18 protein-coding genes are annotated in these 19,540 nt (G+C 74.3%); 9 read left to right on the plus strand and 9 right to left on the minus strand.

The genetic code is table 11. The features are described 5' to 3' along the window. Positions 1 to 62: 62 nt before the first annotated feature. A complete protein-coding gene (locus tag BMZ50_RS19250) occupies positions 63 to 1,457 on the plus strand; it encodes an aminotransferase-like domain-containing protein (protein WP_245753743.1) in 1,395 nt (464 codons plus the stop codon). After that, positions 1,454 to 2,443, plus strand: a complete 990-nt coding sequence (locus BMZ50_RS19255) for a D-alanine--D-alanine ligase family protein (protein ID WP_091328367.1) — start codon at positions 1,454 to 1,456, stop codon at positions 2,441 to 2,443. Before BMZ50_RS19250 ends, BMZ50_RS19255 begins: the two co-directional genes overlap by 4 nt. Before the next feature lie 60 nt (positions 2,444 to 2,503). On the opposite strand, the gene BMZ50_RS19260 is transcribed toward BMZ50_RS19255, so the two are convergent. The 8 genes from BMZ50_RS19260 to rpmH form a co-directional block, all read right to left on the minus strand. Further along, positions 2,504 to 3,541 (minus strand): ParB/RepB/Spo0J family partition protein, encoded by a 1,038-nt coding sequence (locus BMZ50_RS19260; RefSeq protein ID WP_091328370.1) that lies wholly within the window; start codon positions 3,539 to 3,541, stop codon positions 2,504 to 2,506. Further along, a complete protein-coding gene (locus tag BMZ50_RS19265; RefSeq protein WP_091328373.1) occupies positions 3,538 to 4,602 on the minus strand; it encodes a ParA family protein in 1,065 nt (354 codons plus the stop codon). The genes BMZ50_RS19260 and BMZ50_RS19265 overlap by 4 nt, the downstream gene beginning before the upstream one ends. 76 nt (positions 4,603 to 4,678) lie before the next feature. Continuing rightward, positions 4,679 to 5,344, minus strand: coding sequence for a 16S rRNA (guanine(527)-N(7))-methyltransferase RsmG (gene rsmG / locus BMZ50_RS19270; RefSeq protein ID WP_091328377.1), 666 nt, complete (start codon positions 5,342 to 5,344; stop codon positions 4,679 to 4,681). Continuing rightward, a complete protein-coding gene (locus tag BMZ50_RS19275) occupies positions 5,341 to 5,991 on the minus strand; it encodes a Jag family protein (RefSeq protein ID WP_091328380.1) in 651 nt (216 codons plus the stop codon). The genes rsmG and BMZ50_RS19275 overlap by 4 nt, the downstream gene beginning before the upstream one ends. Positions 5,992 to 6,088: 97 nt before the next feature. Next, positions 6,089 to 7,204, minus strand: a complete 1,116-nt coding sequence (gene yidC, locus BMZ50_RS19280) for a membrane protein insertase YidC (RefSeq protein WP_177212892.1) — start codon at positions 7,202 to 7,204, stop codon at positions 6,089 to 6,091. Continuing rightward, entirely contained in the window at positions 7,197 to 7,541 is a 345-nt protein-coding gene (yidD, locus tag BMZ50_RS19285; RefSeq protein ID WP_281245446.1) for a membrane protein insertion efficiency factor YidD, read from the minus strand. Before yidD ends, yidC begins: the two co-directional genes overlap by 8 nt. Beyond that, a complete protein-coding gene (rnpA, locus tag BMZ50_RS19290; protein ID WP_091328384.1) occupies positions 7,538 to 7,921 on the minus strand; it encodes a ribonuclease P protein component in 384 nt (127 codons plus the stop codon). Before rnpA ends, yidD begins: the two co-directional genes overlap by 4 nt. A 1-nt stretch (position 7,922) precedes the next feature. Next, a complete protein-coding gene (rpmH, locus tag BMZ50_RS19295; RefSeq protein WP_040338882.1) occupies positions 7,923 to 8,060 on the minus strand; it encodes a 50S ribosomal protein L34 in 138 nt (45 codons plus the stop codon). A gap of 599 nt (positions 8,061 to 8,659) precedes the next feature. Between rpmH and dnaA the strand changes: the two genes are divergently transcribed. The 7 genes from dnaA (at position 8,660) to BMZ50_RS19330 (ending at position 17,831) form a co-directional block, all read left to right on the plus strand. Next, positions 8,660 to 10,438, plus strand: coding sequence for a chromosomal replication initiator protein DnaA (gene dnaA, locus BMZ50_RS19300; RefSeq protein ID WP_143087227.1), 1,779 nt, complete (start codon positions 8,660 to 8,662; stop codon positions 10,436 to 10,438). Between the two features lie 744 nt (positions 10,439 to 11,182). Next, complete coding sequence (gene dnaN / locus BMZ50_RS19305; protein ID WP_091328594.1) at positions 11,183 to 12,343, plus strand: DNA polymerase III subunit beta; 1,161 nt, start codon at positions 11,183 to 11,185, stop codon at positions 12,341 to 12,343. 102 nt (positions 12,344 to 12,445) lie between these two features. Then, on the plus strand, positions 12,446 to 13,378 hold the full coding sequence (gene gnd / locus BMZ50_RS19310) for a phosphogluconate dehydrogenase (NAD(+)-dependent, decarboxylating) (RefSeq protein WP_091328393.1): 933 nt from the start codon (positions 12,446 to 12,448) through the stop codon (positions 13,376 to 13,378). A 68-nt stretch (positions 13,379 to 13,446) separates the two neighbouring features. Beyond that, positions 13,447 to 14,649 (plus strand): DNA replication/repair protein RecF, encoded by a 1,203-nt coding sequence (gene recF, locus BMZ50_RS19315; protein ID WP_091328397.1) that lies wholly within the window; start codon positions 13,447 to 13,449, stop codon positions 14,647 to 14,649. Next, positions 14,646 to 15,140 carry a DciA family protein gene (locus tag BMZ50_RS19320; protein ID WP_091328400.1) on the plus strand — a complete coding sequence of 165 codons (495 nt, stop codon included), beginning with the start codon at positions 14,646 to 14,648 and terminating at the stop codon, positions 15,138 to 15,140. Before recF ends, BMZ50_RS19320 begins: the two co-directional genes overlap by 4 nt. 43 nt (positions 15,141 to 15,183) lie before the next feature. Next, positions 15,184 to 16,050, plus strand: a complete 867-nt coding sequence (locus tag BMZ50_RS19325; RefSeq protein WP_091328403.1) for a hypothetical protein — start codon at positions 15,184 to 15,186, stop codon at positions 16,048 to 16,050. Beyond that, positions 16,047 to 17,831 carry an ABC transporter ATP-binding protein gene (locus BMZ50_RS19330; RefSeq protein WP_091328406.1) on the plus strand — a complete coding sequence of 595 codons (1,785 nt, stop codon included), beginning with the start codon at positions 16,047 to 16,049 and terminating at the stop codon, positions 17,829 to 17,831. Before BMZ50_RS19325 ends, BMZ50_RS19330 begins: the two co-directional genes overlap by 4 nt. A gap of 10 nt (positions 17,832 to 17,841) precedes the next feature. Here BMZ50_RS19330 and BMZ50_RS19335 read toward each other — a convergent pair whose 3' ends face one another. Beyond that, positions 17,842 to 19,425 carry an SDR family oxidoreductase gene (locus tag BMZ50_RS19335; RefSeq protein ID WP_091328410.1) on the minus strand — a complete coding sequence of 528 codons (1,584 nt, stop codon included), beginning with the start codon at positions 19,423 to 19,425 and terminating at the stop codon, positions 17,842 to 17,844. Positions 19,426 to 19,540 lie beyond the last annotated feature (115 nt).

Below are 19,540 nucleotides of genomic sequence, written 5' to 3' on the forward strand. Positions count from 1 at the left end.
CCGTCCGTCCGCCCTCCGTGTCACTGCGGAAGCGCTGTGTAGCGCTGCCTACACTCGTCAAGGTGGCCACTCTCCCGCCCGGAACGCCCCCGGGCCCCGGTGCGCATCCGCACTCGCACGTCGTGCCGCGGCACCCGCGGCTGGACCCGCTGGCCGACCGGTACGCAGCACGCACGCACGGGATGAAGAGCTCCGAGATCCGCGCGCTGTTCTCCGTCGTCAGCCGGCCCGAGGTCGTCTCGCTCGCCGGTGGCATGCCGGCCGTGACCGCACTGCCGCTCGATGCCGTGGGCTCGATGATCGGCGAGCTGGTCTCCGGCATGGGTGCCCAGACGCTGCAGTACGGCTCCGGCCAGGGCGACCCGCGGCTGCGGGAGCGGATCTGCGACGTCATGGCGCTGGAGGGCATCACCGACGCCTCGCCCAGCGAGGTGGTCGTCACCGTCGGCTCCCAGCAGGGGCTGGACCTGGTGACCCGGGTGTTCTGCGACCCCGGCGACGTGATCCTCGCCGAGGGCCCGTCCTACGTCGGCGCGCTGGGGGTCTTCCAGTCCTCCGAGGCGCGGGTCCGGCACGTGCCCATGGACGACGACGGGCTGATCCCCGAGGCGCTGGAGCAGGCCCTGCTGGAGTGCCGGGCGGCCGGCGACCGGGTGAAGTTCCTCTACACGGTGCCGAACTTCCACAACCCCGCGGGCGTCACCCTCTCCGAGCCGCGCCGCGAGGCGATCATCGACATCGCCGAGCGCTACGACCTGCTGGTGATCGAGGACAACCCCTACGGGCTGCTCGGCTTCGACCACGAGCCGATGCGCGCGCTGCGGGCCCGCAACTCCTCGCGGGTCATCTACCTGGGCTCGTTCTCCAAGACGTTCTCGCCGGGGCTTCGGGTGGGCTGGGTGCTCGCCCCGCTGGCGGTCCGGGAGAAGCTCGTGCTGGCCACCGAGGCGCAGGTGCTCTGCCCGCCCTCACTCACCCAGTACGCCGTCGCCCGGTACCTGGACACCCAGCCCTGGCGGGAGCAGATCAAGCTGTTCACCGAGCTCTACCGGGAGCGGCGCGACGCCACCCTGGAGTCGCTCGAGGCGCTGATGCCGCCGGGCACCACCTGGACGCGGCCCGACGGCGGCTTCTACGTCTGGCTGAAGCTGCCCGACGGCCTGGACGCCAAGCTCATGCAGCCCCGCGCGGTGAACGCGCACGTGGCCTACGTGCCCGGCATCGGCTTCTACGCCGACGGGGGCGGCCGCGAGTACATGCGGCTGTCCTACTGCTACCCCGAGCCCGACCAGATCCGCGAGGGCGTGCGCCGGTTGGCCCGGGTCATCGAGGCCGAGCAGGACCTGCACTCCACCTTCGACGCCGTCGACACCGGCAGGTTCCGGGCCGTCCACGACTCGGCCGTCGACCCGCTCGTCGGCCCGGCCACCAGCGACCGATTCGAGGAGGAGGCATGACCGAGCCCGCTGCCGCAGCCGAGCCCGCCGCGCCGCAGTATCCGCTGCGCGCCGTCGTCCTCGCCGGCGGGCTGAACTTCGAGCGGGAGGTCAGCCTCTCCTCCGGCACGCAGGTGTGGGAGGAGCTCACCCGCGCCGGCCTGGACGCCGAGGTGCGCGACGCCGACGCCGACCTCCTGCCCGGGCTGGCCGCCTCGCCCGCGGACGCGGTGTTCATCGCCCTGCACGGCGCCACGGGGGAGGACGGCGCGCTGCGCGCGGTGCTCGACCTCGCCGGCGTCCCTTATGTCGGATCACCCGCGGCCGCCTGCCGGCTGGCGTGGGACAAGCCGGCGGCCAAGTCCGTCGTCCGCTCGGCCGGGGTCACGACGCCGGACTGGGTGGCGCTGCCGCACAGCACCTTCCGGGAGCTGGGCGCGGGCGCCGTGCTGGACCTGATCGTCGCCCGGCTCGGCCTGCCGCTGATGGTCAAGCCGGCCTCGGGAGGCTCGGCGCTGGGCGCGCAGAAGGTCACCCGGGTCGAGGACCTGCCGGCGGCCATGGTCAGCTGCTTCGCCTACGGCGACACGGTGATGGTCGAGCGGTTCGTCGACGGCGTGGAGCTGGCGCTGTCGGTCGTGGACCTGGGGGAGGGCCCCGAGGCGTTGCCGGCGGTGGAGATCGTCCCCGAGTCTGGCGTCTTCGACTACACCTCCCGGTACACCCCGGGGCTGACCGAGTACCACGCCCCGGCGCGAGTGTCCGACGAGGTGGCACGGGCGGCGGCGGAGCTGGCCGTCCGGGTGCACCGGGTGCTCGGCCTGGCCGACCTGTCCCGCACCGACGCGATCGTCTCGCCCGACGGCACCGTGCACTTCCTCGAGGTGAACGTCTCCCCGGGGCTGACCGAGACGTCGATGTTCCCGATGGCCGTCGAGGCAGCCGGTCACTCCCTGGGCGACGTCCTCGCCCGGCTGCTCGCCCGCCGGGCCAGCACCGACCGCTGACACCGTCAACGGCCCGCTTCCGTCAGTGACGGAAGCGGGCCGTTGGGTGGCGGCTGAGGATCACCCCTCGGCGCGCCGCCCGGTGATGTCCGGAGCCATCTGGTTGATGATGCGCTGCAGGTCGTCGACCGAACCGAACTCGACGACGATGCGACCCTTCGCCCGGCCGATCTGGATCTTCACCTTGGTCTCGAAGGCATCGGACAGCCGCCCGGCGAGGTCTTCCACCCCCGGGGCGGTGATCCGCCGGGTGCGGCGCGTGGCGGCCGGCTGCTCGGCGACGGCGAGTGCGACGGCCTCCTCGGTGGCCCGCACCGACATGCCCTCGGCGACGATCCGGGTCGCCAGGGCGTCCTGCGCCTCCGGGTCGGCCAGCCCCAGCAGCGCCCGGGCGTGGCCGGCCGAGATGACCCCGGCGGCCACCCGGGTCTGCACCTTCACCGGCAGCTTGAGCAGCCGGATGGTGTTGGTGACCTGTGAGCGGCTGCGACCGATCCGGCTGGCCAGCTCCTCGTGGGTGGCGCCGAACTCGGCCAGCAGCTGCTGGTAGGCCGCCGCCTCCTCCAGCGGGTTCAGCTGGACGCGGTGGATGTTCTCCAGCAGCGCGTCGCGCAGGAGGGCGTCGTCGGTCGTGTCCCGGATGATGGCCGGCACGGCCTCCAGCTGGGCCGCCCGGGCGGCCCGCAGCCGGCGCTCGCCCATGATCAGCTCGTAGCCGCCCTCGGCCCGCTCGCGGACGACGATGGGCTGCAGCAGCCCGAACTCGCGGACCGAGTGGGTCAGCTCCTCCAGCGCCTCGTCGTCGAAGACCTGCCGCGGCTGCTTGGGATTGGGGACGACGTCCTCGACCGGGATCTCGCGCAGCTGCGCGCCGGGGACGCCGACCGCGGCCTCCTCGGCCTGCCGGGCCACGGTGGCAGCCGCCTGCGCCGCGGGCGGCAGGAGGTGGACCGGAGGATCGGTCGGCGTCTCGGCCACGGCGGCGGCAGCGCCGTCGGCCCGGGTCTCCCCGCCCGGCAGCGTCGGCTGCTCGACGGGGGGCGCGCTGGTGGGGATCAGCGCCGCGAGCCCCCGGCCGAGACCGCCACGCTTGGTCATGCTCTCTCCTCAGGGGACGGGGGGACGGGCACGGTGGCCGCGTCGGTGTCGGGAAAGCCCAGCGCGCCCGCCGGGGGAGCGGCGATCCCACCGGGCGCGGGGTGACTGGTCAGCGGCGGGAGCGCGACGCCCCGATGCGCGAACTCGCGCGCGGCGTCGACGTAGCTGGTCGACCCGCGCGACCCCGGGTCGTAGGTCAGCACCGACTGGCCGTACCCCGGCGCCTCGGAGACCCGCACGTTGCGCGGGATCACCGCATCGAGCACCAGGTCCCCGAAGTGGTTGCGGACCTCCTCGGCGACCTGGTCGGCGAGCTTGGTGCGGCCGTCGTACATGGTGAGCAGGATCGTGCGGACGGCGATGCCCGGGTTGAGGTGCTGGCGGACCAGGTCGATGTTGTTGAGCAGCTGCCCCAGGCCCTCGAGCGCGTAGTACTCGCACTGGATGGGGATGAGCACCTCGTCCCCGGCGACCAGGGCGTTGAGGGTGAGCAGGCCCAGGGACGGCGGGCAGTCGATGAGTACGTAGTGCGGTCGCCGCTCCACCGGCAGGGAGTGCAGGTACGCCTCGATCGAGCGGCGCAGCCGGTACTCGCGGGCGACGACGGAGACCAGCTCGATCTCCGCGCCCGCCAGGTCGATCGTCGCCGGCACGCAGGACAGCAGCGGGCTGGCGGTGGTCGGGTGGACCACCTCGGACAGTGAGCTGTCGCCGACCAGGGCGTCGTACACCGACGGCGTCCCCACGCTGTGCTCGACGCCGAGCGCGGTGCTCGCGTTCCCCTGCGGGTCGAGGTCGATGACCAGCGTTCGCAGGCCGTAGAGCGCCAGCGCGACCCCCAGGTTGACCGCCGAGGTGGTCTTGCCGACGCCGCCCTTCTGGTTGGCGATGGTGACGACCCGGATGCGCCCCGGTGCGGGGAAGGGCTCCTGGTCGGCCGCGTGCAGCACGCGGGTGGCCCGGAGTGCCTCCATCGCGATGGGGCTGTCGAATTCCGTTCCGGAGCTGGCCGCCTGGTCGGCGGCGAGACTGCTCCGCAGCCGCTGGCCCGGGTCGGTCATCGCGGATCCTTCCTGCCGACCCGTTTCACGTGGAACGGGATCGGGAAGCTGTACGGGTTCCACGTGGAACGCGGGTTCACCGCGTCCCTCGGGTCATGACCACCACGGTAGTGGCAGCGTCACCGAGGCCCACGCCGACAGCCCGGGGGTGGATGTCGCGCATCCCCGCAGCCTCCAGCTCGGGGACCAGGGCCGGGAGCTCCTCCAGGGCCCGCGCGCCGACCAGCGCGACGAGTTGGGCACCCGGTCGCAGCAGCCCGCGGCACCAGGAGACCAGGCGGGGGAGTGCGGCCACCGCGCGGGCGGTCACGACGTCCACCGGCCCCACTGCGGCGCGCACGCTCTTCTCCTCGGCCCGGCCGCGCACCACCGTCCAGGGCGCCCCCAACGCGGCGACCGCCTGGTCGAGGAACTCCACCCGCCGGGCCATCGGCTCGACGAGGGTCAGCCGCACATCCGTGCGGGCCAGGGCCAGCGGGATGCCCGGCAGCCCGGCCCCGCTGCCGACGTCGACCACGCGGGCGCCCGCGGGCACCGCCTCGGCGACCGCAGCGCTGTTGAGCACGTGCCGCTCCCACAGCCGCGGCACCTCGCGCGGGCCGATCAGGCCGCGCGTGACGCCGTCGGTGGCCAGCATGGCGACGTAGCGCTCGGCGTCGCCGAGAGCGTCCCCGAAGACGGTCCGGGCCACGTCGGGCGCGGCCGGCACCGCCGGCCGCGCCGCCTCGGGGGTGCCGCTCACCTGTCGGGCAGGACCACGACGCGCCGGTTCGGCTCCTCGCCCTCCGACTCGCTACGCACCCCGGAGACCGCGGCGATGACGTCGTGGACGACCTTGCGCTCGAACGGGTTCATCGGCTTGAGCCGCTCGGGCTGGCCGCTCTGCGCGACCCGGCGGGCGGTCTCACCGGCCAGCGCAGTGAGGTCGGCCCGGCGCTTGGCCCGGAAGCCGCTGATGTCGAGCATCAGCCGGCTGCGCACACCGGTGGACTGGGCGACGGCGAGCCGGGTGAGCTCCTGCAGCGCCTCGAGCACCGCACCGTCCGGTCCCACCAGGTCCTTGAGCTCGCTGCCGACGATCGCCACGGACGCACGGTCGCCCTCGACGTCGAGGTCGATGTCGCCGTCCACGTCCAGGATGTCGAGCAGGCGCTCCAGGTAGTCGCCGGCGACGTCCCCCTCGCGAACCAGCAGGTCGTCGTTCCCCCCCGCCTCATCCGCCGCGTCGGTGTCAGCGGGCTCGACGAGGGCGTCGGCGTCGGAGGCGTCCGGGTCGGGGAGCTCCGGCTGCCCGCCGGGCGTGGTCTCGTCGGTGGGGGGGCTGAGGACGGCGCCGGAGGTCGCCTCGGCGGTCGCGGTCGTGTCTGTGGGGTGCTGCGGTGCGCTCATGGAGATTCCTCCCAATCGGAGCGGGCGGCCGGGCTTCCCCGGTGGTCGGTGGCCGGCGGGCGCCGGCGGGCGTCCGGAAGGGACGCGGGCGCGCCGGTCAGTGGCGCTTGCGCCTGCCCCGGTTGGCCGGGCCGGCCGAGCCACGGCCGGCGCCGCTGCGCGTCCGGCCGGGTGCCCCCTTGCCGCTCGGCGGGCGGCCGTTGCTGCCGGCTGCACCGGCGGGCGTCTCCGGCGTCGTCCCGGGGCCGTCGGCCCCGGTCGGCTCGCTTGCCCCGGTCGCGTCAGCTCCTGTCCCGGTGGGGGCGGCGGACGCCGCCGGTCGGCCGGGCTTGGGGCGCACCGGCTTGGCGCCCGGCTTGGGAGCCAGCGTCTTCGGGTCGATCGGCGGCTTCTCGGCAGCGGCCTTCGCCTTGGCGGCGGCCGAGCCGGGCGGGGGCATCTTGCGCAGGATGAAGAACTGCTGGCCCAGCGTCCACAGGTTGTTGGTGAACCAGTAGAGGAGGACGCCGATGGGGAAGAAGAAGCCGGTGACGAAGAGGCTCAGCGGCATGCCGTAGAGCATCAGCTTCTGCACCATCGCGGCCTGGCCCTCGACCGGCCCGGACCGCTTCATGATCTGCTTCTGCGTGATGAACGTGGTGACGCACATGACCACGATCAGGACGAACGCGACCACCCGGATGTTGGCGTAGGTCGCGATCTCGAGGATCGCATCCTCCTTCGGCCCGTTCATGCTGAACGAGGAGGAGATCGGCGCCCCGAACAAGGGCGCCTGGGCCGCTTCCTGGGTGAGTTCGGTGGTCCAGCTGTAGAGGCCCTGCGCGTCCGGGGAGAGCCGGCGCAGCACGTGGAAGAGCGCGAGGAAGACCGGGATCTGCGGCAGGATCGGCAGGCAGCCGGCCAGCGGGTTGACGCCCCGCTCCTTCTGCAGCGCCATCATCGCCTGGCTGAAGCCCTGCCGGTCGCTGCCGTACTGCGTGCGCAGCTTCTGGATCTCCGGCTGGATCTCCTGCATCGCCCGCTGCGACTTGATCTGCTTGACGAACAGCGGGAAGAGGATCAGCCGGATCGTGACGACCAGGAACACGATCGACAGCGCCCAGGCCAGCCCCGAGAGCCCGGAGCCGGTCGCGGGATCACCGAAGACGACGTTCCACAGCGAGTGCCATCGGGCCATGACCCAGGCGATGGCGGTGTACAGCCAGTCAAGCAACGCCAGCCTCCTGCTGAGCGGCCCGGCGGGATGCCGGAGGGTGAGCGCGATCGGTTCCGGGTGCTGCGGAGCGAGCCGGCGGCACGAGGTCGACCCCGCCAGGGTGCCACGGCGCGCACTTGCCGAGGCGCCGCAGCGCCAGCCAGCCACCGCGGGCGGCGCCGTGGATCTCCAGTGCCTCGACCGCGTACGCGCTGCAGCTCGGGTAGAAGCGGCAGCGCGGCGGGAGCGCCGGGCTGATCGCCCGCCGGTAGAAGCCCACGGCGCCCAGCAGCAGCCGGCCGGCCGGACCCGGGGTCCGGGAGCGACGGTCGGGGGTCGCCGGGTCTGCGCTCACGAGGCGCGGACCCGGGGCTCGAGGAGCCGGTCCAGCCCCGCGGCCAGATCGCGGCGCAGGTCCTGGGAGGTGGCGGTGGCCGCGTCCGGGCGCGCCCGGACCACCAGGTCGGCCGTCGGCGGGAGCCGGTCCAGCTCGTCGCGGACCACGGCACGCAACCGACGGGTCACCTGGTGCCGGACCACGGAGTTGCCCACGGCCTTGCCCACCACGAAGCCGGCCCGTGGACCGCCGGCCGTCCCGGCGTCGCCGGAGGTCGGGGTCACGGGCCGTTCGGGGAGGTAGTGGAGCACCATGGTCGGCCGTCCGGCACGCCTACCGGACCGGACGACCGCGGTGAACTCCGGACGCCGGCGCAGGCGTGCCTGCGCGGGCAACACCTCAGGCGGAGAGCTTCTCGCGACCCTTGCGCCGACGGCCGGCGAGGATCGCCCGGCCGGCGCGGGTGCGCATCCGCAGCCGGAAGCCGTGGGTCTTGGACCGGCGACGGTTGTTCGGCTGGAACGTGCGCTTGCTCACGAGGTACTCCCACTACACGACGTCGACGGGGCGTGCCCACCGGTGGGCGGACACGCGCGAAGGGACCATGGAAACACGACGCCCCGATCGGCCGCCGTCGTCCCGGTCCACAGACTCCCACCAGCATAGCCGAGGAAGCCGGCGCACCGGGCGGCCGGTCGGACACCGACTGCCCAGGCTCCACCACGCCCGACGCCGGAGCGGAGCGACGCGCCGGTACGGTCCGATGATGTTCCTGGCGGCACCCGGCCGGCGCCTGGCCGCGTCGTTGCCGGGCTGTGGATGAGGCTGTTAGCGTCGCCGTCGCTCCGCTCCGGACAACCGAGTCCGGCGCAGAGGTCGCCCCCCACGGTCGACCGACCGCCGCACCACCCGCACGGCCGCCCGGACACGCCTCTGACCAGCGTAGACATCTGCCTCAGGGGCACCCGGGCCCATCGCGACCGGTGGTGCCGCAGGTCGTGCACAGCCTGTGGACATCGATGTGGACGCAGCGTGTCCGGCTGTCCACAGCGGGGGATCGGCCAGGGGATGACGGACCGCGGGAGCGGACCGGCCACGACAGTGGTCGGGAACACACGGTGCGGGAGGACACGGCCATGGCCGATGCCACGGTGGACCTGGCGACGGTCTGGGACCAGATCCGCGAGCGACTGGCGACCAGCCTGTCTCCGCAGCAGAACGCGATGCTCAACCTGACCCGCCCCGTCGGGGTGTTCGAGGACACCGCCGTGCTCGCCGCGCCCAACGAGTTCACCCAGACGGTGCTCGAGTCGCGGATGCGGCGGGTGCTGGCCGAGGCGCTGTCGGAGTACCTGGGCCGCGACATCCGGGTGGCCGTCCAGGTGGACGACAGCCCGGCCGAGGCCGCCCCCGCGCCGGAGACCGAGGTCCCCACCCGGCGGGCGTGGTCCGCGGTCGAGGCGCAGCGGGCCGAGGAGGACCGGGAGACGCAGGACCGGACCGACGACGGCCGCAGCGCCTTCGGCGTCCGGACCGACGTCACCTCGCCGCTCACCTGGGAGCGAGACGCGGCCGAGGCCGCCGACCGCGCCGAGGAGCCGGCCCGGGACCGCGCCGGCGCGGAGTGGGACCCCACCGACTGGAGCCCCCCGGCCCGCCGGACCGGCAGCCGCGGCACCCGCGGTGCCGATCGGGACTGGGGCGGCACCGACCTGGACGAGAACGGCGCCGCCGTCCTTCCCTTCGACCTCGAGCCCGGCCCCGAGTCGGATGGGCAGGGCGGCGCTCCGCGCGGTCGGCGGGGTGAGGGCCGCCCCGGAGGCGGCCGCGGCGGGGACGCCGTCCCGCTGTTCGGGGACCGCCGGGCGCCGGCGGGCCAGGACCCGGGGCTGAACCCCAAGTACGTCTTCGACAGTTTCGTCATCGGCAACAGCAACCGGTTCGCCCACGCCGCGGCGGTCGCGGTGGCCGAGGCGCCGGCCCGGGCCTACAACCCGCTGTTCATCTACGGCGACTCCGGGCTGGGCAAGACCCACCTGCTGCACGCCATCGGGCACTACGCGGCGCGGATGTTCCCCAACGTCCGGGTGCGGTACGTCAGCACCGAGGAGTTCACCAACGAGTTCATCAACCTGGTGCACTCGGGCCGGGCCGAGGACTTCCGCCGCCGCTACCGGGACATCGACTTCCTGCTCATCGACGACATCCAGTTCCTGGAGCGCGCCGAGCGGACGCAGGAGGAGTTCTTCCACACGTTCAACACGCTGCACAACGCCAGCAAGCAGATCGTCATCACCTCCGACCGGGCGCCGAAGAAGCTGACGACGCTGGAGGACCGGCTGCGCACCCGCTTCGAGTGGGGGCTGATCACCGACGTCCAGGCCCCCGACCTGGAGACCCGCATCGCGATCCTGCGGAAGAAGGCCTACGGCGAGCGGCTGCAGGTGCCCGACGCGGTGCTGGAGTTCATCGCCAGCAAGGTGCAGACCAACATCCGCGAGCTCGAGGGCGCGCTGATCCGGGTCACCGCCTTCGCCAGCCTCAACAAGCAGCAGGTCGACCTGCCGCTGGCCGAGCTGGTGCTCAAGGACCTGATCAGCGACGAGCAGGGCCCGCAGATCACCGCGGCGATCATCATGGCCGCCACCGCCGAGTACTTCTCCGTGACGATGGAGGAGCTGCAGGGCGCCAACCGCAGCCGCACCCTGGTCAACGCCCGGCAGATCGCGATGTACCTGTGCCGTGAGCTGACCGAGCTGTCCCTACCCCGGATCGGTGCCTCCTTCGGCGGCAAGGACCACACCACGGTCATGCACGCCGTCAAGAAGATCACCAACCTGATGAGCGAGCGCCGGGCCACCTACACCCAGGTGACCGAGCTCACCGCCCGCATCAAGAGCCGCGCCCGGCAGTAGAAGGGCGCGTCCGGTCCGCGGCCGCCCACACCCCGGTCCCCAGCTGTGGGCGGCCGGCTGCACCGTCGGCTGTCCACACCCGCTGGGGACCGGCCGGCCGGGGTGGTCGCCGCCCGCGGCGCGGCCGAGCGGTCACCTGCGGCGATGGCCGCGGTCGACTCGTCGAGAAGTTGTCCCCAGGAATGTGCACAGCCTGGGGAGATCTCTGCGCGGGTGTGCACGTCGGGTCACGAACTGCGGGCTGCCGGACCCCTCGCCGACAACCGTGTCATTTCGGCGAAGAGGCCTCTGACCTGCATATATGCGAATTGTCCCAGGTGACGGGGCCGTCGGCCGACGGGCGGTCCTCCCGGCCCTGGGTACGGCCTGGGGACGGAGACGGGAGAACCAGGGGACAGGACGTGGACGGAGAACGGCCGGTGTGCACAACGGTCGAGATGTCCACGTGTCGACAACAGGAAGCGCTCGTCCACCCACAGCCTGCCAACATGTCGACTTCGGTGCTGACCTGCGCGAAAGGCCTCGATCCCCAGGATCCACACCAGTGATGACGAGGATGAAGGAGTTCTCTCGAGGATTTCTCGAACCACAATCAGGGTGGGGAAGCGGCGGTCCGGGAGCCCGATCGGGGCAGCGGTTACCCGTAGGAGCACTCCGCACGGCACGATGGGTTCCCGTCGACGGGAACCCATCGACGGGAACCGCAGTGCGGACAGGCACGACAGAGCAGGGGTGGATCAGGTCATGAAGTTCCGGGTGGCACGTGAGGTGCTCGCCGACGCCGTCGCCTGGACGGCGCGCAGCCTGCCGCCCCGGCCGTCGGTGCCGGTCCTGGCCGGGATCCTGCTGGAGGTCGACGGCAGTCAGCTGTCGGTCTCCGGCTTCGACTACGAGGTGTCCGCGCGCGCGGAGGTCGACGTGCAGGCGACCGAGAGCGGTCGTGCCCTGGTACCGGGCCGGCTGCTCGCCGAGATCACCCGGGCGCTCCCGCCGCACCCCGTGGACATCACCGCCGAGGGGCCGCGGCTGGCGATCTCCTGCGGCAACGCCCGCTTCAGCCTGCCCACCCTGCCGGTGGAGGACTACCCGTCCCTGCCGTCGATGCCCTCCTCCGCGGGGACGGTGGACAGCGACGTCTTCGCCGAGGCGGTCGGCCAGGTCGCCGTCGCCGCCGGCCGGGACGACACCCTGCCGATGCTCACCGGCGTCCGCCTGGAGATCGAGAACGACCTGGTGACCCTCGCGGCCACCGACCGCTACCGGCTCGCGGTGCGCGAGTTCGCCTGGCGACCGGACACCCCCGGCCTCTCGGCCGCCGTGCTCGTGCCCGCCCGCACGCTGGCCGACGCGGCCCGGACGCTGACCAGCGGCCCGGAGATCACGCTCTCGCTGTCCTCCGGCGGCTCCGGCGAGGGCATCCTCGGCCTCTCCGGCAAGGACCGGCAGACGACGACCCGCCTGCTCGACGCGGAGTTCGTCAAGTACCGCGCGATCATGCCCACCGAGTCGCACGCCAACGCCGTCCTGCCGGTGGGGCTGTTCACCGACGCGGCCAAGCGCGTGGCCCTGGTCGCCGAGCGCGGCACGCCGCTGCGCTGCGAGTTCACCCCCGGGCAGGTCACCCTGCGCGCCGGCGGCACCGACGACGAGGGGCAGGCCGAGGAGCGCTGCGACGTCGAGTTCGAGGGCGAGTCGCTGACCATCGGGTTCAACCCGACATTCCTGCTCGACGGGCTGGCCGCGGTGCACACCAGCCGGGCGCGGATGGACTTCACCAGCCCGCTCAAGCCCGCCGTCCTCTCGGGCGTCGAGGAGCCCGCGACCGACGACGAGGCCGAGGCCCGCCCGGCCGAGCGGCCCGGCAGCTACCGCTACCTGATCATGCCGGTGCGGCTGCCCGGCTGATCCGCGGGCGGAGGTGGCCGGGCGGCACCGCCCGGCGGGAGCGCGCACGATGGACGGTGCAGTCGGCGGGAGCCGGGCACCTGCGAGGAGAGGACGGTCGTCGTGCAGCTGGGACTGATCGGGCTGGGCAAGATGGGCGGCAACATGGCCGAGCGGCTGCGCCGCGCCGGTCACGAGGTCATCGGCTACGACCACCACGCCGACAAGCGGGACGTCGACAGCCTGCCGGCCCTGGTCAAGGCGCTCGAGGCGCCGCGGGTGGTCTGGGTGATGGTGCCGGCCGGGGAGCCGACGCGGGCGACCGTGCGGGAGCTCCGCGAGCTGCTCGACGCGGGGGACGTCGTCGTCGACGGCGGGAACTCCAAGTTCACCGACGACCAGGTGCACGCCCAGATGCTCGGCGAGAAGGGCATCGGCTACCTCGACGTCGGCGTCTCCGGCGGCGTCTGGGGGCTGGAGAACGGCTACGCGCTGATGGTCGGCGGCGCCAAGGAGGACGTCGCCAAGGTCCAGCCGGTCTTCGACGCGCTCAAGCCGCCGGCGCCGGTCGACGAGTCGGGCCAGGCCCTGCCGGGCGCTGGTTTCGTGCACGCCGGGCCGGTGGGTGCCGGGCACTTCAGCAAGATGGTCCACAACGGCATCGAGTACGCGATGATGCAGGCCTACGGCGAGGGCTACGAGCTGCTGGACGCCGTCCCGCTGATCGAGGACGTCCCGGGCGTGATCGCGTCGTGGACGCAGGGCACCGTCATCCGGTCCTGGCTGCTGGATCTGCTGGTGCGCGCGCTGCAGGAGGACCCGGAGCTCGAGCAGATCAGCGGCTGGGCCGACGACTCCGGCGAGGGCAGGTGGACCGTGGAGCAGGCGATCGAGCACGCCGTCCCCATGCCGGCCATCGCGGCCTCGCTGTTCGCCCGGTTCGTCTCCCGCCAGGAGGACTCGCCGACGATGAAGGCGGTCGCGGCGCTGCGCAACCAGTTCGGCGGGCACGCGGTGCGCGCGGTGCAGGCCGCGGAGGTCGAGCACCCCGCGTGAGCACTGCCCGAGTGCGGTCCCAGGGCGGCAGAAATGGCCATTTCTGCCCCTCGGAGGTCTGAGCCCGCGTGTACCTGCGACACCTGCAGCTGGGCTCCTTTCGCAACTGGGACCGGGTCGACCTCGCGCTGCGCCCGGGGCCGACGGTCTTCGTCGGCCGCAACGGGGAGGGCAAGACCAACCTGGTCGAGGCGGTCGGCTACCTGGCGACGATGAGCAGCCACCGGGTGGCCAGCGACGCCCCGCTGGTCCGGCAGGCGGCGGCGCAGGCCGTCGTCCGCGCGGCGCTGCGGCGCGAGGACCGGGAACTGCTCGTCGAGATCGAGATCAACCCGGGGAGGGCCAACCGGGTGCGGGTGAACCGGGCGCCGCTGCCCCGGCCGCGGGAGCTGCTGGGCCTGGTGAAGAGCGTGCTGTTCGCGCCGGAGGACCTCGTCCTGGTCCGCGGCGATCCCGCCGAGCGCCGGCGCTTCCTCGACGACCTGCTCGTCAGCCGCACCCCGCGGCTGGCCGGGGTGCGCAGCGACTACGAGCGGGTGCTCAAGCAGCGCAACGCCCTGCTCAAGACCGCCCGGCTGGCCCGCGGCGACGCCCTGGCCACCCTCGACGTGTGGGACGGGCACCTGGTCGACCTCGGCGGCCAGCTGCTGGCCGCCCGGCTGCGGCTGATCGCCGACCTCGCGCCGCACGTGGCCCGCGCCTACGCCACGGTGGCCGGTGCCGACGCGGCCGTCGCGGCCCTGGGCTACGCGAGCACCGTGCCGCTCGCCGGTGACGGGACGCCGATCGTCGAGGGGACGGCGCTGCCGGGCGCGGGCGAGCTGGGCGCGGCGCTGGGCACGCGGATCGCCGAGCGCCGGGGGGAGGAGGTCGACCGCGGCATGACCCTGGTCGGCCCGCACCGCGACGACCTGGTGATCTCGCTGGGCTCGCTGCCGGCCAAGGGGTTCGCCAGCCACGGCGAGTCCTGGTCGCTGGCGCTCGCGCTCAAGCTCGGCTGCTTCGCCCTGCTGCGGGCCGACGGGGAGGAGCCGATCCTCGTGCTCGACGACGTCTTCGCCACCCTCGACGCCGAGCGGCGCGCGGCGCTGGCCGCGGTGGCCCGCTCGGCGGAGCAGACCCTGATCACCGCGGCGGTGCTCGACGACGTGCCCGGCGAGCTGCGCGGCACGGTGGTGCAGATCGCCGGCGGGCAGGCGGTCCCGCTGGACGCCGGCCCGGCCGAGAATGGGGCCGTGGACGGTGCGGTGCTCGAGGAGGGGGCCCGGTGAGCGGTGAGGGGCGGCCCAGCGACATCGCCCGGGCGGCGCTCGAGGCGGCCCGCGCGGCCTCGGCGGCCCGCCCCCGCCCGACGCGCCGCCGGATCGCCGGGCCGCGGCGCACGTGGACCGGTCCGCGCCCCGGCGACGACGACCCCCAGCCCCTCGGCCGGCTGGTCGACTCGCTGATCAGCCACCAGGACTGGACCGAGCACACCCGGGTGGGCGCGGTCTTCGGCCGCTGGTCGGCGATCGTCGGGCCGGACATCGCCGCCCACTGCACCCCGCAGACCCTCACCGAGGGGGAGCTGCTGGTGGTGGCCGAGTCCACCGCCTGGGCCACCCAGCTGAGGCTGCTCGCCCCGACGATCCTCGGGAAGCTGCGCGCCTCGGTAGGCGGGGACGTCGTGACCCGGCTGCGCGTTGTCGGACCGACGGCCCCCAGCTGGAAGAAGGGCCCGCGCTCGGTGCGGGGGCGGGGGCCGCGGGACACGTACGGATAGGGGCGGCGGCAGCTCCCGCCGACCCCGGGAGGACGATGCAGCGATGACCAGGCCCGGCGACCGCGACGGCTTCGACGACCGCCCCGACGAGGGCAGCGGCTGGCGGGAGCCGGCGCACCTGGGCGAGGGTCAGCCGCCCGAGCAGGACCGGCCGCGCAACGAGCAGCCGCCGGCCGGTGCCGACCGCGCCGGGGACGCCGGGGGGCCGTGGCAGCCGCCGGGCTGGGACCTGCCCCCGGCCCAGCAGCAGGGCCCGTCGCAACAGCCGGTGCGCGGCGGGCTGTTCGGCCGGCGCCGGCCGCGCACCCCCGGGGAGGTCGAGCGGGTCTTCGCCTACCAGGGCGACACCGTCGGCGCCCAGGGCTGGGCGGTGCAGAACGGCTGGACGATCTCCGACGGCAGCGCTCCCGAGGACGCCGTCCTCGCCGAGCTCGTGGCCACCGCGCCGGTCCGGGCGACCAGGGACCACCGGCCGGCCGGGGTGATGCGCGGCCGGTACGGGACGCTGGAGCTGGTCGCCTTCGACGTCCTCTACGCGTCAGGCCGCTACGCGGTCCCGGAGTACGCGATCACCGCCGCCCCCGTGCTCGGCACCGTGCCCGCGCTGCGCCTCTCGCCGGCCCGGTTCTGGAAGCACCGGACCGGCGGCCTGGTGCAGATCCCCAGTGGGGACCCGGAGTTCGACGGCCGCTGGGTGCTGCTGGCCGCCGAGGACGGCCCGGCGGTGCAGCGCCTCGCGCAGGACCCGACGGTCCGCGGGCTGCTGCTGGGCAGCGACGACGGTGACGAGTTCTGGACGGCGGCCGGCTTCACCGCGGCGATCCGGCCCGACGGGCACCGGCCCGAGCTCATCGAGCACCACGCACGGCTGCTCGGCGCGATCGTCGCCGCGCTCACCGTCTCCTGGTGAGCGCGGCCCCCGGTTCCCCCACCCCGACCGACCCGGCGCCCGCAGCCGGGCTCCGGGAGCTGCTGCCGCTGCTGCGCCCGCACCGGCGGTCGCTGCTGCTGGCGGCCGGGCTCTCCCTGGTGGCGGCCGCCGCCGCACTGGCCCAGCCGGCGCTGGTCGCGCGGGTGATCGAGGCGGTCGGCGCCGGCGAGGCGCTGCTGCCGGCGGTGCTCGCCCTCGTCGTCGTGCTGGCGGCCGCCGCGGCGCTGGGCGCGGTGCAGCAGTACCTGCTGCAGCGCACCGCGGAGGGCGTGGTGCTCTCCACCCGGCGCACCGTGGCCGATCGCCTGCTGCGGCTGCCGATCGCCGAGTACGACCGGCGGCGCACCGGTGACCTGATGTCCCGGGTGGGTGCGGACACCACGCTGCTCCGGGCGACGGTCACCTCCGGCGTCGTGGAGATCGCCGGCTCGGTGCTCCTCGGGGTCGGCGCCCTGGTCGCGATGGCGCTGGTCGACGGCTGGCTGCTGCTGGTCACCGTGGTCGCGGTCTCCGTCGGTGTCGCCGTGGTCGCCTCGGTCGCCCGCGGTGTGCGACGGCTGTCGCGGCAGGCGCAGGAGGCCGTCGGGGTCATGACCGCCGCGGTGGAGCGCGCGCTCTCGGCGGTGCGCACCATCCGGGCCAGCGGGGCGACCGCGCGGGAGGTCGGGGTGGTCGGCGACAGCGCCGGGCACGCCTACGCCGCGGGCGTGCGGGCGGCCCGGCTGGAGGCGATGGTCGCCCCGGCCGGGGCGATCGCCGTCCAGGGGGCGTTCCTCGCCGTCCTGGGGCTGGGCGGTTACCGGGTGGCCAGCGGCTCGATCGCCGTGGCCGACCTGGTCGCGTTCATCCTGTACCTGTTCCTGCTGGTCATGCCGCTGGGGCAGGCGATCGGGGCGTGGACGCAGCTGCAGACCGGGCTGGGTGCGCTGGCGCGCATCCAGGAGGTGCTCGCCCTCGAGCCGGAGGACGACGCCCGGCCCGAGCGCGGAGCTGCCGCGGCCGTCGTCCCCGCCGCGCCGCCGGCCGGGACGCCGCTGCTCGAGCTGGACGACGTCACGTTCGCCTATCCCGACGGCACCGAGGTGCTGCGCGGGGTGTCGCTGTCCGTGCCCGCCGGCGGGCGGGTGGCGCTGGTCGGCCCCTCCGGCGCGGGCAAATCGACGGTGCTGGCGCTGGTCGAGGGCTTCTACCCGCTCACCGGCGGGGCGATCCGCTGGGCCGGCACCGACGTCCGGGACCTGCCGCGGGCCGCGCTGCGCGCCCGGCTGGGCTACGTCGAGCAGGAGGCGCCGGTGCTCGCCGGCTCCCTCCGCGACAACCTGCTGCTGGCCGCGCCGGAAGCCACCGACCCGGAGCTGTGGGCGGTGCTGGCCGACGTCGGTCTCACCGAGGTGGTGCAGCGCTCGCCGCGGGGGCTCGACGTCCCGGTGGGGGACGACGGCGTGCTGCTGTCGGGCGGGGAGCGGCAGCGGCTGGCGATCGCCCGGTCGCTGCTGGCCCGCCCGGCGGTGCTGCTGCTCGACGAGCCGACCGCCAGCCTCGATGCCCGCAACGAGGGGCTGCTGCGGCGGACGCTGGCCGCCGCGGCCGCCGACCGGGCGCTGCTGGTGGTCGCCCACCGGCTGTCCACGGTGCTCGACAGCGACGAGATCGTGGTGCTCGACGCGGGCCGGGTGGTCGCCCGCGGCACCCACGACGAGCTGGTGGAGACCAGCCCGCTCTACCGGGAGCTCGCCGCCGCGCAGTGGTTGGTGCCCTGACGTCGTCGGCCTACCGGCCGACACCGCGGCCGGGTGCCGTTTCCCGGCCGGGTCGAGCCGCCGTGTCCTCACGCGTCGCGCGTACCCCGGCCGCGGCCGCCGTCCCGGTCTCCGCGGCCCGGCAGATGTTGCGCACCATCCCGCCGAAGACCATGCCGTGGAAGGGCGCGATCGCCCACCAGTACAGGTGGCCGAACAGCCCGTGCGGGCGGAAGGTCGCCCTCTGCCGCAGCCGGGTGCGGCCGGGCCGGCCGTCGGCGGGCTCGTCGCGTTCCACGTGGAACTCCAGCCAGGCCAGCCCGGGCAGCCGCATCTCGGCGCGCAGCCGCAGCAACCGGCCCGCCTCCAGCTCCTCCACCCGCCAGAAGTCCAGCGCGTCCCCGACGAACAGGTCGGAGCGGGATCGCCGCCCCCGGCGCAGCCCCACCCCGCCGACCGCCCGGTCCAGCCAGCCGCGCACCTCCCAGGCCAGCGGGAACGAGTACCAGCCGCTCTCGCCGCCGATCCCCTCGACCACCCGCCACAGCTCCTGCGACCCGGCGTCGGTCTCCCCGGTGCGCTCGTCGACGTAGAGGCTGCCGCCGGCCCAGTCCGGGTCGGTGGGCAGCGGGTCCGACGGCGCTCCCGGAACGGACGCCGACGACCAGCGGGTGGCCACGGCCGAGTCCTTCACCCGCTGGATCGCCAGCCGCACCGCCTCGTCGAAGCCGAGCAGCCCTCCCGGCGGGTCGGGCACGTACCGCGCGATGTCGTGCTCGGTGCAGACGACGGTGTTGCGCAGCGACTCGACCAGGGGTCGGGCGATCGAGGGGGGCACCGGCGTCACCAGGCCGACCCAGAGGCTCGACAGGGCCGGGCTGAGCACCGGCACCGGCAGGATCCGCCGCCTCGGCAGCTCGGCCACCGCGGCGAAGCGCTGCATCATCTGCGCGTAGTCCATGACGTCGGGGCCGCCGATGTCGAAGCTGCGGTGCACGTCCGGCGGCAGCTGCGCGCAGCCGACCAGGTAGCGCAGGACATCGCGGATCGCGATCGGCTGGATGCGGCTGTGCACCCAGCGCGGGGTCACCATCACCGGCAGCCGCTCGGTCAGGTAGCGGAGCATCTCGAAGGACGCCGACCCCGAGCCCAGCACCACGGCCGCGCGCAGCACGGCGGTGGTGACGCCGGAGGCCAGCAGGATCTCGGCGACCTCCGCGCGCGACCGCAGGTGCGGGGAGAGCCGCTCGCCCGCGGGGTCCAGGCCGCCGAGGTAGACCAGCCGCCCGACGCCGGCCTCCCGGGCGGCGCGGGCCATCACCCGCGCGGTCCGCCGGTCGGTCTCCTCGAACCGCGGACCGGCGCCCAGGGCGTGGATCAGGTAGTAGACGACGTCGACACCGGCGCAGGCGGCAGCCACCGCCGCGGCGTCGGAGGCGTCGGCGCGGGCGATCTCCACCTGCCCGGCCCACGGGAGGTCGCGCAGCCGCTCGGGAGAGCGGGTCAGCACCCGCACCCGGTACCCGGCGGCGAGCAGCTCGGGCACCAGCCGGCCGCCGATGTACCCGGTGGCACCGGTGACGAGACAGGTTCTCGGCGCGGCGGTCTCGGCCATGCCCCCAGTGTCCGATCCCCGCGTGCCGGCCGCTCGACTCGCGGGGTGGTGCCGGCCCGGACGATCATGACGAGCCCGCACCACCCGACGCCGGTCGTCCCGCACCCCAGCCGAG

Origin of the sequence: Geodermatophilus ruber, assembly GCF_900114385.1 — a bacterium.
Taxonomy (GTDB): domain Bacteria; phylum Actinomycetota; class Actinomycetes; order Mycobacteriales; family Geodermatophilaceae; genus Geodermatophilus; species Geodermatophilus ruber.